Annotated in this window: 15 protein-coding genes and 1 pseudogene; 11 read left to right on the top strand and 5 right to left on the bottom strand. The window is 71.0% G+C overall.

Features of this window, described 5'->3' with window-relative positions; translation table 11 throughout:
- Positions 1–114: 114 nt before the first annotated feature.
- The gene (locus PV419_RS25155) at positions 115–1,293 is read left to right on the top strand and encodes an MFS transporter (RefSeq protein ID WP_319692573.1); all 1,179 of its coding nucleotides are present in this window, start codon (positions 115–117) and stop codon (positions 1,291–1,293) included.
- A gap of 41 nt (positions 1,294–1,334) precedes the next feature.
- The gene (locus PV419_RS25160) at positions 1,335–2,126 is read left to right on the top strand and encodes a maleylpyruvate isomerase family mycothiol-dependent enzyme (protein ID WP_319692450.1); all 792 of its coding nucleotides are present in this window, start codon (positions 1,335–1,337) and stop codon (positions 2,124–2,126) included.
- A 25-nt stretch (positions 2,127–2,151) separates the two neighbouring features.
- Here the strand turns inward: PV419_RS25160 and PV419_RS25165 are convergent, their stop codons facing one another.
- Positions 2,152–2,754, bottom strand: a complete 603-nt coding sequence (locus PV419_RS25165; RefSeq protein WP_319692451.1) for an NAD(P)H-dependent oxidoreductase — start codon at positions 2,752–2,754, stop codon at positions 2,152–2,154.
- Between the two features lie 148 nt (positions 2,755–2,902).
- Here PV419_RS25165 and PV419_RS25170 point away from each other — a divergent pair, with 148 nt between their 5' ends.
- Both PV419_RS25170 and PV419_RS25175 read left to right on the top strand, forming a co-directional pair.
- Positions 2,903–3,760 (top strand): helix-turn-helix transcriptional regulator, encoded by an 858-nt coding sequence (locus PV419_RS25170; RefSeq protein WP_319692453.1) that lies wholly within the window; start codon positions 2,903–2,905, stop codon positions 3,758–3,760.
- Positions 3,761–3,886: 126 nt separating this feature from the next.
- On the top strand, positions 3,887–5,443 hold the full coding sequence (locus PV419_RS25175; RefSeq protein WP_319692455.1) for a serine/threonine-protein kinase: 1,557 nt from the start codon (positions 3,887–3,889) through the stop codon (positions 5,441–5,443).
- A gap of 53 nt (positions 5,444–5,496) precedes the next feature.
- Here the strand turns inward: PV419_RS25175 and PV419_RS25180 are convergent, their stop codons facing one another.
- A complete protein-coding gene (locus PV419_RS25180; RefSeq protein ID WP_319692456.1) occupies positions 5,497–6,168 on the bottom strand; it encodes a hypothetical protein in 672 nt (223 codons plus the stop codon).
- A gap of 14 nt (positions 6,169–6,182) precedes the next feature.
- On the opposite strand from PV419_RS25180, the pseudogene PV419_RS25185 reads away from it, so the two are divergent.
- From PV419_RS25185 to PV419_RS25200, 4 genes and pseudogenes are all read left to right on the top strand, one after another.
- Positions 6,183–7,008 (top strand): annotated as a pseudogene (locus PV419_RS25185) (SDR family NAD(P)-dependent oxidoreductase); the annotation flags it as partial.
- Positions 6,998–7,375: a PIN domain nuclease gene (locus PV419_RS25190; RefSeq protein WP_319692457.1), complete on the top strand. Its 378-nt coding sequence runs from the start codon at positions 6,998–7,000 to the stop codon at positions 7,373–7,375. The pseudogene PV419_RS25185 and the gene PV419_RS25190, both read left to right, overlap by 11 nt.
- 103 nt (positions 7,376–7,478) lie before the next feature.
- The gene (locus tag PV419_RS25195) at positions 7,479–7,985 is read left to right on the top strand and encodes a hypothetical protein (RefSeq protein WP_319692459.1); all 507 of its coding nucleotides are present in this window, start codon (positions 7,479–7,481) and stop codon (positions 7,983–7,985) included.
- 76 nt (positions 7,986–8,061) lie between these two features.
- Positions 8,062–9,117, top strand: a complete 1,056-nt coding sequence (locus PV419_RS25200) for a lipoyl protein ligase domain-containing protein (protein ID WP_319692461.1) — start codon at positions 8,062–8,064, stop codon at positions 9,115–9,117.
- A 25-nt stretch (positions 9,118–9,142) separates the two neighbouring features.
- Here the strand turns inward: PV419_RS25200 and PV419_RS25205 are convergent, their stop codons facing one another.
- Complete coding sequence (locus PV419_RS25205) at positions 9,143–9,703, bottom strand: TetR/AcrR family transcriptional regulator (protein WP_319692462.1); 561 nt, start codon at positions 9,701–9,703, stop codon at positions 9,143–9,145.
- Between the two features lie 83 nt (positions 9,704–9,786).
- On the opposite strand from PV419_RS25205, the gene PV419_RS25210 reads away from it, so the two are divergent.
- The 3 genes from PV419_RS25210 (at position 9,787) to PV419_RS25220 (ending at position 12,634) form a co-directional block, all read left to right on the top strand.
- Complete coding sequence (locus PV419_RS25210) at positions 9,787–10,473, top strand: SDR family oxidoreductase (protein WP_319692463.1); 687 nt, start codon at positions 9,787–9,789, stop codon at positions 10,471–10,473.
- A 73-nt stretch (positions 10,474–10,546) separates the two neighbouring features.
- On the top strand, positions 10,547–11,602 hold the full coding sequence (locus tag PV419_RS25215; RefSeq protein ID WP_319692464.1) for an aldo/keto reductase: 1,056 nt from the start codon (positions 10,547–10,549) through the stop codon (positions 11,600–11,602).
- A gap of 27 nt (positions 11,603–11,629) precedes the next feature.
- Complete coding sequence (locus tag PV419_RS25220; protein WP_319692465.1) at positions 11,630–12,634, top strand: NADP-dependent oxidoreductase; 1,005 nt, start codon at positions 11,630–11,632, stop codon at positions 12,632–12,634.
- 30 nt (positions 12,635–12,664) lie between these two features.
- Here PV419_RS25220 and PV419_RS25225 read toward each other — a convergent pair whose 3' ends face one another.
- Positions 12,665–14,206 (bottom strand): NCS1 family nucleobase:cation symporter-1, encoded by a 1,542-nt coding sequence (locus PV419_RS25225; RefSeq protein WP_319692466.1) that lies wholly within the window; start codon positions 14,204–14,206, stop codon positions 12,665–12,667.
- A gap of 26 nt (positions 14,207–14,232) precedes the next feature.
- On the bottom strand, positions 14,233–15,234 hold the full coding sequence (locus PV419_RS25230; protein ID WP_319692468.1) for a TIGR03842 family LLM class F420-dependent oxidoreductase: 1,002 nt from the start codon (positions 15,232–15,234) through the stop codon (positions 14,233–14,235).
- Positions 15,235–15,237 lie beyond the last annotated feature (3 nt).

Here is a 15,237-nt window from a genome sequence, read left to right on the forward strand (position 1 = left end):
CCGGAAGCCTGCCACCCGCCTCCCGTCGAGGATCGTTGGGTGACCAGGAAGACCCACCCCGTATCGAACGACCTCTCCGAGCCGAACGACCGCTCCGTATCCAGACCGATCACGATGATGGCCATCGGCCACGCCACCGTGGACTTCTACCAGGGCGCCGTGCCCACGCTGGTGCCGTTCCTGGTGGCAGAGCGCCACTATGGCTATGCGGCGGCATCCGGCATCGTGCTGGCGGCCACGCTGCTGTCCTCGATCGTGCAGCCCCTGTTCGGGGCGTTGACCGACCGGTGGACGATGCCCTGGCTGATCCCCGCGAGCTCCCTCGGCGCGGGTCTTGGCATCGCCCTGTCCGGGCCCGGCGACTCGTATGTGCTCACCTGGCTGGCGGTCGCCCTCTCAGGCATAGGGGTCGCCGCCTACCACCCCGAGTCGGCGCGGCTGGCCCGGACGGCGAGCCGCGGCAGCCATGTGGCGATGGGCTGGTACTCCCTCGGCGGCAACATCGGCTTCGCCCTCGCCCCCGTCGCCGTGTCCCCGGTCCTGTCCGCCGGAGGACTGAGCGCGTCGCCGTGGCTGGTGGCGCCCGCGGTGGCGGGGGTCGTGCTGACGGCGTCCGCGATCCGGTCCCTGGCCCGGCGCGCGGCGGTCGAGCAGGCCGCCGCGCGAGGCACCGGCCGTGACAACTGGCCGGAGTTCCTGCGGCTGTCGGCGGTCATCGTCTGCCGCTCGATCATCTTCGTGGGCCTGAGCGCGTTCATCGCCCTGTACGCCCAGCAGCGCGTGCCCCAAGGCTCCGCGACAGGATCGGCGGCGCTGTTCACGCTGTTCGCCGGGGGCGCGGTCGGCACCGTACTGGGCGGTCCACTCGCCGCGCGCTGGGGGCGCGTCCGTACGCTCCGCATCGCCTACGGGGCGGCGGTCCCCACCGTCGCCGGGCTGGTGTTCATCCCCGGGCCGGCTCTCTACGCCTTCGCCGCCCTGACGGCCGCCGCCCTGTACGTGCCGTTCTCGCTGCACGTCACGCTGGGCCAGGACTACCTGCCCAACCGGGTCGGCACGGCCAGCGGCGTCACGCTGGGCCTGGCCGTCAGCGTCGGGGGCGTGGCCAGCCCGGCCATCGGCGCCCTCGCCGACGTCGCCGGCCTGCGCACGGCGCTGGCTCCGCTGATCGCGCTGTGCGCCCTGGCCTGGCTCATCGCGGGCACGCTCACGGAACCGGAACCGGAACCGGAACGGAAGCCCGAGCCCGAGCCCGGGGCAGAGGCCGGGGCCGGGGCTCCCGGCGCTCGCTGACCTCCCATTCGTTGTCAGTGGTAGGTCCTACCGTGGCGGGCATGACCCTTCTGAGCCACGATCGCCGATGTACCGAGATCGCTACGCAGACCGACCGGCTGCGGCCGCTCATCGAGGGCGCGGACCTGACAGCCCCCGTGCCGTCCTGCCCCGGCTGGAACGTCGGCCAGCTGCTGCGCCACCTCGGCGGCGGCCAGCGCTGGGCCGCGGAGGTCGTACGGACCCGGGCGACGGGCCCGCTCCCCGACGACCACTTCCGCGATCTGTCCGCGTACGCCCATGAGGACCCCGCCGTGCTCGGCCCCTGGCTCACCGAGGGCGCCGCGCTGCTGGCGGACACGCTGCGCGCGGCGGGGCCCGACGCGGAGCTGTGGACCCCGGTGGCCGGCGGGACCGCGGCCTTCTACGCCCGCCGGTTCACCCACGAGACGGTCATCCACCGGGCCGACGCGACCCTGGCCCTCGGCGCGGAGTTCACCCTCGCCGAGGACGTCGCCCTCGACGCTCTCGACGAGTGGATGGAGCTCGGCTCGCTCCCGATGCACTTCGAGGTCCATCCCCGGATGCGTGAGCTGCTCGGCCTCGGCCGCACCATCCACCTCCACGCCACCGACACCGCCCCCGATACGGCGGCGGAGTGGGTGGTCGACCTCACCGGCGAGGTGATCGCCTGGCGCCGAGCGCATGAGAAGGCCGCCGTCGCCGTGCGGGCCCCGCTGACCGAACTCCTGCTGCTGGTCTACCGCCGACGCCCGGCCCACGGCGAGGGCGTCGAGGTGCTCGGGGACGCGCGGCTGCTCGACTTCTGGCTGGACCGGGTCCCCTTCGGCTGACCGACCCCGCCCCGGGCCGCGTCCCCTACGCCGCGGCGAAGGGGCGGTCGCGCCGGGCGTCGTGGAGGACCGAGCCCCACCACTGGAGCTGGTCCAGCATCACCTTCGCCGCGGCGTTCGGGCCCTCGGGGTCCTTGAGCGTGCCATCGGGGCCGAAGAGCTCGTAGTACCGGGGGAAGGAGACGTAGTCGCGGACCGTGTGGGCCTGCAGTTCGTTGAAGACCTGCCGCAATCCCTCGATGGCCAGCAGGCCGCCGCTGGCCCCGCTGTAGCCGACGAAGCCGATCGGCTTGGTCTGCCACTCGGTGTAGTGCCAGTCGATCGCGGCCTTCAGCGCGGCCGGGTAGGCGCGGTTGTAGTCCGGCGTCACCACGACGAACGCGTCGGCCGCCGCGAGCCGCGCCGTGAGGTCCGCCATCTCGGCGGGGCGGGACAGGTTCGGGTCCATCGCGGGCGGGACAGGCGGCAGGGCGAGCGGCAGCGGGGTGTCGGCCAGGTCGATGAGGTCCACGTCGAAGCGGCCGTGTGCCTCGGCCTGTTCGACGAACCAGTTCGTGACCGTCGGGCCGAACCGCCCCTCCCGGACGCTGCCGAGGATCACTGCGAGCTTGAGGGTCTGACTGGACATGGCTGGGATCGCTCCTTGTGAAGTGACGAGGTGACCGGAAGGGCCACGCCCTCCAATCTGCCGGGCCGCGCCAAGGCCAGGAAGGCCGGGCCGAGACTGGTAGTGGCAGGGCCACGATCCGGCTCGGCGCGGCTGTTACGTTCGGGGGGTGAGCGACAACGAACTGGGCCTGTTCCTGCGGGTGCGTCGGGAGGCGGTCAGCCCCGCCGAGGTGGGGCTGCCCACCGGGCCCCGCCGCCGTACGCCCGGACTGCGCCGGGCCGAGCTGGCCACGCTGGCCGGGGTCAGCGTGGAGTATGTGACCCGGCTGGAGCAGGGCCGCGACCGCCGGCCCTCCGCGCAGGTGCTCTCCGCGCTGGCCGACGCGCTCCGCCTCGCCCCCGCCGAACGCGTCCATCTGCACCGGCTGACCAAGGGTGCCGAGGGCGGCTTCACCTGCAGGGGCGACGCGACCCCGGCCCGTATGGTGCGCCCCACCGTGCGGGCCCTGCTCGACCGGCTGGAGCCCGCCCCGGCCGTACTGCTCAACCGGCTCAGCGAGATCCTCGCGCACACGGCCGGCTACGAGCGGCTGGCGGGCCCCATCGGCCTGCTCGACGGCAGCCCGCCGAACCTCGCCCGCTTCGTCTTCACCGACGCCCGCGCCCGCACCGCCTACCCCGACTGGGCCCATGTCGCCGACGAACAGGTCGCCGCGCTCAAGCAGGGCCCCTTCCGCGCGGATCCCCATGTCGCCCATTTCGCCGACGAGTTGACCGTCACCACGGGAGACGCCTTCACCGAGCGCGTGGCCGCCCTGCCCGGCCTCCCCAGCTCCAGCGGCGTCACCCGGCTGCGCCACCCCGAGGTGGGCGAGCTGCGCCTGGCGTACGAGACCCTCGAACTGCCCGCCGACGACGACCAGCGCCTCATCGTCCACCTCCCCGCCGACGACGCCACCTCCGCCGCCCTCGACCGCCTCACCGGCCTCCGCCCGGGGGCGCTGCGGGCGGTGTCGTCCGCCTGAGGTCAGCTCACCTCGCGAGGGCAGCCTCCGCCGCCGCGCCGTCCAAAGACTCATAATGGCCTCGGCTCCTGACCCGCATTGAATCGAGGTCGGGGCAGGAATGTCCGATACGGGGGAGGCATTGGAGTGCGAGACCAGCTCCTCGGGGGCCGTTACCGGCTGGTGCGACAGCTCGGCGAGGGCGGCATGGGCCAAGTATGGGAGGCGCAGGACGAAACGCTGGGCCGGCCTGTCGCAGTCAAGGTGATCTCCCTGCTCGCCGGTGGCGGAAGCCGGGGCGACGAGGCACGCGCCAGGTTCCTGCGCGAGGCACGGATCACCGCCCGGCTACAGCACCCCAACATCGTGACCATCCATGACCTCGGCGAGACCGTCACCGAGGGCAACAGGGTTCCGTTCCTGGTGATGGAGCTGGTCCGGGGCGAGGGCCTGGACGCGGTGCTGCGCCGAGGCGCCGTCACCTTGCCGGACGCGGCCCGATGGGGCGCGCAGATATGCGACGCGCTTGCTGACGCGCACGACGCCGGAATCATGCACCGGGACATCAAGCCGTCCAACATCCTCATCACGCCGTCCGGCATCGTGAAGGTCCTCGATTTCGGCGTCGCGCGGGCGGCCGACCCGTACGCGACCGCGGACCGCCTCACCCAGACCGGGTTCATCGTGGGCACACCCCCGTACATGGCACCCGAACAGGCACGTGGTTTCCCGGAACCGCGCAGCGACCTGTACGCACTCGGCTGTCTGCTCTTCGAGCTGATCACGGGCCGGTTGCCGTTCCAGGCCCCCGACACCGTGGGCTACCTCACGGCACACCTCACCCAGGACCCCCCGGCCCCCAGCTCGGTGTCCATGGGCATCCCATCCGCCTGGGACGAACTCGTGCTGAGCCTGCTGGACAAAGACCCCGACCAGCGGTACCCGAACGCCGCCGGCCTCGCCCAGGCACTGCGACAACTCGACCACGCGCCCGAGCCCGCGCCATCAACAGGCGAGTCCGCCCCACCCCCCACCATGCCGGCCACGACTCCGCTCCGGGTTGTCCATGGCGACGCCCCGAGGCGCATCGCGCTCGCCATGCGCGCCCTGCTCGCCAAACGCACTGCGGAAACCGTCACCCACCAGGCGACGCCGCTGGATCATCTCCTTAAGGTCGCTCCACCTCCGTCACCGCCCCTGGCGGTCGATGCCGAGAAAACCGCGCCGCAGGTCCGCGCGGACCCCTCGCCGCCGAGGCCGGCTCCGGAGCATCCCGGGGGCCGTGCCCAGTGGGAACGGTTCGGCCCTCCAGCGGCCGTGTTCGTGCTCGTCAATGTGTCATCCGACTTCTGGCACACCGACAGCGAAGCCGATGCCTCGAGCTGGGGCGTCTTCGTGTGGCTTGTGCGCTTCCTTGTGGTGGGCCTTCTCGTGTTCACGGCTGTACTGACACCGCAGTCCAAGGCCGTGACCCGAGGCGTGGGTTACGTGTTCGCAACCTGCAACGCCATCGGCTTCGTGCTGGGGCTGGTCCTGGGCCCGGGGCCCACACTCGCCCACAACGTGTCCCTGTACTGCACGGCGATCTTCCTGAGTGTCGCAGCGTATTGCTACCGCGACATAAAAACCCGGCGAGCCCGGTCGGCCCACCGCAGGTCCACGCACACAACCTCGGACACCCGTGGGAGCGACCTCGGCAATTGACACTCGGGGACGTCGACCTGCGGCGTCGGAACAAGCGCCGTGCTTCCTTGCTGTCAGGATCCTGCGGCCCTGACAGCACGCAGCGCCTGCCCGTGTGGGGTGAAGGTGAAGGTGTCCGCGAAGCGCTGCGTGCCGCAGCGGATCGCGAGCAGCAAGGGTTCGTCGTGGTCCGGCGGCCAGGACGAGGCGGCTTGGGGCGCGGTGCCGTTCCATAGATGGAAGAACACCATGGGGTCCTCATTGCGCGCCGTCAGATAGCCGAGCGTCTTGCCGTAGAGCGGGTTCGTGCCGCCGAACAGCACGGAAGGCGGCCCGAATGCGGCGACCACATCGGCCCATCCCCGGTCCTGACGGACCCACTCCGCGATCCGCCCCCTCATCGACGCGTACGCCTCGGCGTCCAGCACACGGTCCGCCTCCAGCCACCCCGCCCGGCGGGCGAACTCGGCGTAGGCCGAGGCCACATCGTGCCCATGAGCGCCCGGCAGCAGAGACTGGAACGCCCCCGCCACCCCGGTCGCCGTCCAGGCCCCGCGCTCCTCCCACGCCCGGCGCTCCTCGGCCCAGACCTCCTCCCGGCGCTCCACGAACAGCAGATGATCCAGCAGCAGCCGGAGGCCCAGCTCCCCGCCCATCATTCCGGGCCTGCGCAGGGCCAGGTTGAGGCGGCGCACGAGATAGTCCCGTATCTCGTCGGGGGACGCGAGGGCGGCGGGAGGGAGCACGCTGCCAGTCTCCCGCCGCGGTCGTACTCGCGCTACGTGAGCAGGCGGCCGGTGAGCCTGGAGTCAGGGGCCCGCGACCACCAAGAACTGCCTGCATTCGGTCCCGGGTTCCCGGCGCGCGGGTGCGCTGGGACCCGGCTGGACCTCGCCGACCTCTCCTCGCTCAAGGCGTCGGTGGAAGCGCTGCGGCTTGACCGTCTCGACGCGGTCGTCCTCAAGGCGGGGGTGCTGCTCGACCACCAGCCCCGCCGCGAGACCAAGGACGGCCACGAGCTGATGTTCGCCACCAACCACCTCGGGCACTTCGCGCTCACCCGGTGGCTCGCTCCGCTGCTCGCGGCCGCCCCCGCGGCCCGTATCGTCACCACGGGCAGCTTCGCGGCGAAATCCGAGCGGCTGGACCTCGACGACCTCCACAGCGCCCGGGATTACCAACCCAAACGCACCTACGCACGGTCGAAACTGGCGCAGATGCTCTTCGGCCTGGAACTCGACCGCCGCCTGCGGGCGGTCGGCAGCACGGCGCTGAGCGTGGTCACCCACCCCGGCGGCGCCCTGGACTCCCTCACCCCCTCACGCCCACCCGTCCACGTCCGCACCACCGGCGACCGGCTGCGCGGCCTGCCGGCCGGCCTCTTGGTCCAGGGCAAGGAGGCCGCCGCATGGCCTGCCGTACGGGCCGTCCTCGACCCGTCCGTGACCGGCGGGCAGCTGTGGGCTCCCCGGGTGTTCGGGCTGCGGGGCCTGCCACGGCTGGAACCCCTCTGGGACCATCTGACCGACGCCTCGGTCGCGGCGCGCCTGTGGGACGCGAGCCGCGAGCTGACCGGTGTCGACCCGAGCGTCCGTTCGAGCCGCCCTCGACCCGCTTGTCCAGCGTGGACTGATCGCTGTCAGCGGTGCGGTCGAAATGGAAATCCTCTACTCCGCTCGCAACAGTACAGAAGCCGACCAATTGCGTTACTGGCTGTCCGGCTTCGAGTACCTTCCCTGCCCGGACGAGGTATGGGACCGCGCCAAGGAAGTTCAGTCGCTGGCAACGCGGACCGGCAACCATCGCGCCCTGTCCATGGCAGATCTTTTGATCGCCGCCACGGCCGAGCGCCACTCGGCAACCGTCCTGCACTACGACGAGGACTATGAGCAGATCGCTGCGATCACCCGTCAGCCCCACCGGTGGGTCGTCCCCTCCGGCACTGCCGACTGACGTCGAGATCAGGCGCTGGTGAACACATCACGCCGCAGGTGAGCCACGGCGAGATCACCGGTAACCGTCACCACCTCCATGGAAAGGCGATTCCACTATCCGCGTGTTCGACTTCGGGATCGAGGGCTACCGGCCGCACTGGACGAGCGGCCCCCGCGCGGTCAAGGAGGTCCACGGAGCCCGGCTGCGGGCCTTGGCCGGCCGCGCCCTGACCCGGCTGTGGGTGGTGTGGGACCTTGAGGACGACGAGTGGTTCCCGGACTGCCCCGTGTTGCTCGACTTCGACGGCGAGCAAGTGGAGATCAACCACTGGAAGCTCGACGAGCTGTCCCTCACCTGGAGCGCCATCGATCCGCGCCGCCCCGTCGAATGGCCGGGCTTCGCCCTCCGATGGCGCGACAACGCCATCCCCGAGGCGGCGCCCCTCCTGGGCCTTCCCCTCCGGAACGTCGAGCTCCTCGAATGGACCGGCCCCGACGCGGCCCGCGGAACCGTCGACGTCAGCTTCGTCTTCCCGGAGGGCCGGATCAGCGTCCACAACGCCCTCGACGAGAACGGCTTGTCCTTCGCCTCGCCGCACCGCCAGTCGCGACCGCACCCGCTCGGCTGAGTCCCCGTGGCGGAATAATTCTCGGTGACGCCGAAGCCAGGGACACAGAGGCAGCAACGAGAACGAGGGTGCGCGGATGCACGGTGAGTACAAGGTGCCGGGCGGGAAGCTCGTGGTCGTGGACCTCGAGGTCGAGGACGGCAGGCTGCGGGACGTCCGGGTCGCCGGTGACTTCTTCCTGGAGCCCGACGAGGCGCTGCTCGCCATCAACCGCGCACTGGAGGGCACGCCCGCCGATACCGACGCGCGCGGACTCGCGGCCCGGGTCGAGGCGGCGCTGCCGGAGGGCACGGTCATGTTCGGGTTCACGGCCGATGCCGTGGGCGTCGCGGTGCGGCGGGCGCTGGCGCACGCCACCGACTGGACGGATTACGACTGGCAGCTGATCCACGAGGGTCCGCAGCCGCCCGCCCTGCACATGGCGCTGGACGAGGTGCTGACCGAGGAGGTCGCGCTGGGGCGGCGGCCGCCGACGCTGCGGGTGTGGGAGTGGGCCTCCCCGGCCGTGATCATCGGCAGTTTCCAGTCGCTGCGCAACGAGGTGGACCCCGAGGGCGCGGAGCGGCACGGCGTCGAGGTGGTGCGGCGGATCAGCGGTGGCGGGGCGATGTTCGTGGAGCCCGGCAACACCATCACGTACTCGCTGTATGTGCCCGAGTCGCTGGTGTCCGGCCTGTCCTTCGCGGACTCGTACGCGTATCTCGACGACTGGGTGCTGGGTGCGCTCGGCGACATGGGCATCGCGGCGTGGTACCAGCCGCTCAACGACATCGCGACCGACGCCGGGAAGATCGGCGGCGCCGCGCAGAAGCGGGTGGTGACCGGGGATGGGGCGGTGCTGCACCACGTGACGATGTCGTACGACATCGACGCGGACAAGATGGTCGAGGTGCTGCGCATCGGCCGGGAGAAGCTGTCCGACAAGGGGACCAGGAGCGCGAAGAAGCGCGTGGACCCGTTGCGCCGGCAGACGGGCCTGCCGCGCGCCGCCGTCATCGACCGGATGATCGCCTCCTTCCGCGAGCGGTACGGGCTCGCGGACGGCAAGGTGACGGAGGAGGAGGCGGCACGGGCGCAGCGGCTGGAGGCGGAGAAGTTCGGCTCGCGGGAGTGGACCACGCGGGTGCCGTGACGGGGGCTGAGGCTCCCCTGGATCTCTAGCTGGTTGCCGTCAAGGCTGCGCGCGCGGTGGTGAGGATCTCCTCGGAGAGTGGGGAGCCCTTCGTGGCGCGGGCCAGGACAAGTGCGCCGACCATGGTGCACAGCCGGGTGATGCCGTCCTGGTCTTCGGTGGCGAGCCACTCGGCGAAGTCGCTCACTCCCTCGGTGTAGACGCGGTGGGCGTCGCGGTCGCCTGCTCCGCGCGCCATGTCGGCGGCGAGGGCGGCGGCGGGGCATCCGTCGGCCGCGTCGTCACGGTGCTCGGTGGAGAGGTAGATGTCGATCAGGGCCTGCTGGGCGGCCTCGCGCTGTCCTGCGTACTGCTCGAGTCCGGCATCGCGGAGCTGAGTGAGTCCCTCGAACGCGTGGGCGGTGGCTTCGTCGATGAGCGCCTCTTTGGAGGCGAACTGCTTGTAGAAGCCGCCGTGGGTCAGACCGGCCGCCTTCATGAGGTCGGCGACGCTGACATGGGTTCCCTGCTCCCGGAACAGCCGGGAGGCGGTTTCCACGACCCTCCTGCGGTTCTCCTCCGCCTGCGCCTGCGATACGCGGCCCATCAGCCACCTCCCCATTGAATGTCGACCGCCATCTATCTTAGGGTAGGCTTTAGATTGCAGTCGTAATCTAATCAGGAGTACACATGGAACTGAAGGACGCGGTCGCCGTGGTCACCGGAGCCAACCGGGGACTGGGCCGCCATCTGGCCACACAGCTTCTGCAGCACGGAGCGAAGGTGTACGCGGCGGCTCGCCGCCCCGAGACGGTCGACCTGCCGGGCGTCACCCCGCTGCGGTTGGACGTGACGGACGAGGAGTCGGTCCGGGCCGCGGCCCGCGCCGCGGCCGACGCGACGCTGCTGGTGAACAACGCGGGCATCTCCACCGCCACACCGCTGATCGCGGGTGGCCTGGACGCGGTGCGCCTGGAGATGGAGACGAACTTCTTCGGCCCGCTCGCCGTGACACGGGCTTTTGCCCCGGTCATCGAGGGCAACGGCGGCGGCGCCGTACTCAACGTCCTGTCCGTCCTGTCCTGGCTGCACCCGGCCGGCCTCGGGTCCTACGCCGCGGCCAAGGCCGCGGCATGGGCGCTGACCGACGCGGCCCGGGAGGAACTGGCGCCACGCGGCATCACCGTCTCGGCGCTGCACGTCGGATACATGGACACCGACATGGCCGCGGGCGTTCCCGCCGACCAGAAGACCGACCCCGCCGATGTCGCCGCCCAGGCCCTGCACGGCGTCGAGGCGGGCCTGCCCGAGATCCTCGCCGACGAGACCACCCGGTACGTCAAGCAGAGCCTGGCCGCTTCGCCGAACGCGGCGTGAGGCGCGCCCACCGCTCTCCCGCCTCCCCCTGGCTATCCCTTCAACCCTCTCAATCCTTGAGTAAGGACACCTGATGCGTTACACGACCTTCGGACACCGGACGGGACTGCGCGTGTCCGAGTACGCGCTCGGCACGGCGAACTTCGGCACCCGCTGGGGAGCCGGCGCCGAGCCGGACGAGGCACGCCGGATCTTCGACCGATTCGCCGAAGCGGGCGGCACCTTCCTCGACACCGCGGACACCTACCAGTTGGGCGAGTCGGAAGAGCTGACGGGGAAGTTCGTCTCCGCCGACCGGGACCACTTCGTCCTGGCCACCAAGTTCACCCTCGGAGCCGCGCCGCAGCCGGGCATCTCCACGACGGGCAACAGCCGTAAGAACATGGTCGCCTCGGTGGAGGCCAGCCTCAGGCGCCTGGGCACCGACTACATCGACCTGCTCTGGGTGCACTTCCCCGACGAGCTCACCCCCGTCGAAGAGATCCTGCGCGGGCTCGACGACCTGGTGACCTCCGGCAAGATCCACCACGCCGCCCTGTCCAACTTCCCCGCCTGGCGCGTCTCCCGCGCCGTGACCCTCGCGGACCTCAAGAACTGGGCGCCCATCGTGGGCATCCAGCACGAGTACAGCCTGGTGGAGCGGACCGCCGACCGCGAGCTGCTGCCCATGGCCGAGAGTCTCGGGCTCGGCGCCGCCCTGTGGTCCCCGCTCGGCGGCGGACTGCTCACCGGAAAGTACCGCCGCGGCACCGAGGGGCGCCTCAGCGATCTGGGGGCGGTCATCCACACGGAGAGCACCGACCAGAAGACCGCCGTCGTCGACACCGTCCTGGCCATCGCCGAGGAGACCGGCGCGACGCCCGCCCAGGTGTCGGTGGCCTGGGTGCGCGAGCGCGCCGCCCAGTCCGCGACCTCACTCGTCCCGATCATCGGGCCGCGCAACCTCACCCAGCTCGACGGCTACCTGGGCGCTCTTGACGTCCAGCTGGCCTCCGAGCAGTTCGCCCGCCTGTCGGAGGTCAGCGCGGTGCCGCTCGGCGCACCTCACGAGGCGATCGCCGCCTCCCTGGGCCGCATCCAGGGCGGCGACTCGGGCCGCGTCATCGCCCCGGCCGCACCGGTGGCATGACGCCCCCTACAAGAAACGGAGACGACGATGAAGGTCTTTATTGTCGAGCGGTACGGCGACAAGGCCGGCGTGCGCGCCGGTGAGATGCCCGACCCGCGGGTGGGCGCCGACGACGTCCTGGTCCGGATCCACGCGGCGAGCGTCAACCCGCTCGACCTCAAGCTCCGCGACGGGGACTTCAAGGCGATCCTGCCGTACCGGCTCCCGCTCGTCCTGGGCAACGACCTCGCCGGTGTGGTGGTCCAGGCGGGATCGGCCGTCACGCGGTTCGCGGTGGGCGACGAGGTCTACGCGCGGCCCGACAAGGACCGCATCGGCACATTCGCCGAACTCATCGCCGTCCACCAGGACGACGTGGCGGCCAAACCAGCCACGCTCACCATGGCGGAGGCCGCGTCCCTTCCCCTGGTCGCCCTGACCTCGTGGCAGGCGCTGGTCGAGCGGGCAGGGGTGCGGCCGGGGCAGAAGGTCCTGATCCACGCGGGCTCCGGCGGCGTCGGCACCATCGCCATCCAGCTGGCGAAGCAGCTGGGCGCGCACGTGGCCACCACCGCGAGCACGGCCAAGATCGACCTGGTGAGGGAGCTCGGCGCCGACGTCGTCGTCGACTACCGGAAGCAATCCTTCGAGACGGTCCTTGACGGCTACGACGTCGTCCTGGACCCCCTCGGCGGCGCGACGCTCGAGAAGTCCCTGCAGGTACTCAAGCCCGGCGGGAAGGCCATCGGCATCGCGGGCCCTCCCGACGCGGCCTTCGCCCGCGAGCTGGGCGCGAACGCGATGCTCCGGATGGCGATGAGCGCGTTGAGCTTCAACACCCGGCGCCGCGCCAAGCGCCGCAACGTGACGTACTCGTTCCTGTTCATGAAGGCCGACGGCGAGCAGCTGCGCGAACTCGCCCGGCTCGTCGACGCCGGGAAGATCCGTCCGGTCGTCGACCGGGTCTTCCCGTTCGAGGAGACCCGGGAGGCCATGGAGTACGTCGAGAAGGGCCACGCGAAGGCCGGCAAGGTCGTCGTCGCGATGACGTGAGAGGGCAGCAAGCCGGAGAAGGCCCGCGGACTACGCCCTGGAAGCCGCCGCGCCCCGCCGGCCCAGCATCAGCAGGGTGTACACGACGAGGGAGGTCCCGAGCCCGACCGCCCAGCCGTAGTCGCCCAGCGGCTTCAGGAACGGGATCAGTCCGTCCTGAGGGAACGGGCCCGCCTTTCCGGGGTCGGTGTGCGCGCCGCCGATGGCGAGCACCCCGCCCGCCGCGAAGGCGGCGAGCGCCCGCCAGTTCCAGCCGCCGGAGTACCAGTAGCGGCCGCCCTCACGGTAGAGGTCGGCGAGGTGGAGGAAGGTGCGGCGGATGATCCAGTAGTCGGCGATCAGGATGCCCGCGACGGTGCCGAGGAGGGCGCCGACCGTGTCGAGCCAGGTGAAGATGTAGACATCGGGGCTGGAGTACAGCTTCCAGGGGAAGATGACGACCCCGACGAACGCGGCGATCATCGCGCCCACCCGGAAGGTGATCTTTCCGGGGGCCATGTTGGACAGGTCGAAGGCGGGTGAGACGACATTGGCCGCGATGTTCACGGACACGGTGGCGATCAGGATCGTGATCAGGGCGAACAGCACGCCCGCCCAGTTGTCGATCTTGGCGGCCACTTGCTCGGGCTGCCAGATGGGCGCGCCGTAGACCGCCTGCGTACCGGAGGTCACCAGGACCGAGAGCAGGGTGAAGAGGGTCATGGTGGTGGGCAGGCCCAGCGACTGGCCCCAGAACTGGGACCGCTGGTTGGCCCCGTAGCGCGTGAAGTCGGGGATGTTGAGCGACAGGGTCGACCAGAAACCGATCATCGGCATCAGGGCGGGGAAGAACACCGACCAGAAGTCGTCGCCCCAGCCGAGCTTGGAGGGCTGGTCCAGCAGCGGGCCGAGGCCCCCGGCCTTGTTCGCTATCCAGATCAGCAGGGCGACCGCGCCGACGATGACGAACGGGGCCGCCCAGTTCTCGAAGCGTCGCAGCGTGTCCATGCCGCGCACGATGATGGCGAGCTGGAGGACCCAGAAGAGCGCGAACGACAGCCAGTGCGTCCAGGGGTAGCCGCCGAAGCCGGCCGCGCCGGTCCACCAGTCGCCGAACAGCTTCCCCGCGAGGAGGAAGATGGCGGCCCCGCCGATCCACGTCTGGATCCCGAACCACGCGCAGGCGACGGCCGCGCGGATCAGCGCGGGGAAGTTGGCGCCCCGGACCCCGAAGGAGGCGCGGGCGAAGACCGGGAAGGGGATGCCGTAACGCGGGCCGGCATGGCCGGTGAGCAACATCGGCACCAGCACGATCACATTGGCCACGGCGATGGTCAGCACGACCTGTTTCCAGTCCATGCCCAGCTGGAAGAGGCCGGAGGCGAGCGTCCAGGTCGCCGCGTTGTGGGCCATGCCGACCCACAGAGCGGTGAAGTTGTACGTGTTCCAGGTCCGCCGGGCGACGGGGACGGGCAGCAGGTCCTCATTGGCGTACCGCCCGGTGGGGACGGCCGCGCCCACGGGGAGCTCGACGCGGCCGTCCGGGTGGGTCGTCTGGGCGGCGGATGGCGGGGGCGGTGCGGTGGCGGTCATCGGACCCCTCTCAGTCGGCCGGCGTCTCAGTCGGCCAGCGCCGGGATGACGCGTTCGCCGTACGCGTCGATGGTCGCCTCCTTCGCGTCGTGCATGGCATAGACCGCGAACTGGTCGACCCCCAGCGCGCGCAGCGCCCGCAGCTTCTCGATATGCGCCTCGACCGGGCCGAGCAGGCAGAAGCGGTCGACGATCTGGTCGGGGACGAAATCCGTGCTGGGGTTGTCGGCGCGGCCGTGGTGGCTGTAGTCGTAGCCCGCCCGCTCCTTGATGTAGGCGGTCAGGGACTCGGGGATGGCGTCGGAGTGCTCGCCGTAGCGGCTCACCAGGTCGGCGACGTGGTTGCCGACCATGCCGCCGAACCAGCGGCACTGCGCGCGGGCGTGGTCGAGGTCGTCCCCGACGTACGCGGGGGCGGCGACGCAGATGGTGAGCGCGTCCGGGTCGCGCCCGGCCTCCGCGGCGGCCGCCCGCACCGCCTTGACCATCCACTCCGTCAGAAACGGGTCGGCGAGCTGCAGGATGAAGCCGTCGGCCTTGCGACCGGTGAGGGCGAGCGCCTTGGGGCCGTAGGCGGCCATCCAGACGGGCAGCTTGCCGCCCTTGACCCAGGGGATGCGCACGGGGGTGCCGTCGACGACCGCCTCCCGCCCCTCGGCCAGGTCGCGGATGGCGTCGATGGCCTCGCCGAGGCGGGCGAGGGTGTTGGGCTTGCGGCCCGCCACCCGCATGGCGGAGTCGCCGCGGCCGATGCCGCACACGGTGCGGTTGCCGTACATCTCGTTGAGGGTGGCGAAGGTGGAGGCGGTGACCTCCCAGGTGCGGGTGGACGGGTTGGTGACCATGGGGCCGACGATCAGCCGCTTGGTATGTTCCAGGACGCGGCTGTGGATGACGAACGGCTCCTGCCACAGCACGGCCGAGTCGAACGTCCAGCCGTGTGTGAAGCCGGCGCTCTCCGCACGCCGCATCAGATCGACGACCGCCGCCGCCGGCGGATCGGTCTGCAGGACGAGTCCGAAGTCCATAAC

Origin of the sequence: Streptomyces sp. ME19-01-6, from assembly GCF_033793745.1 — a bacterium.
In the GTDB taxonomy this organism is placed as follows: domain Bacteria; phylum Actinomycetota; class Actinomycetes; order Streptomycetales; family Streptomycetaceae; genus Streptomyces.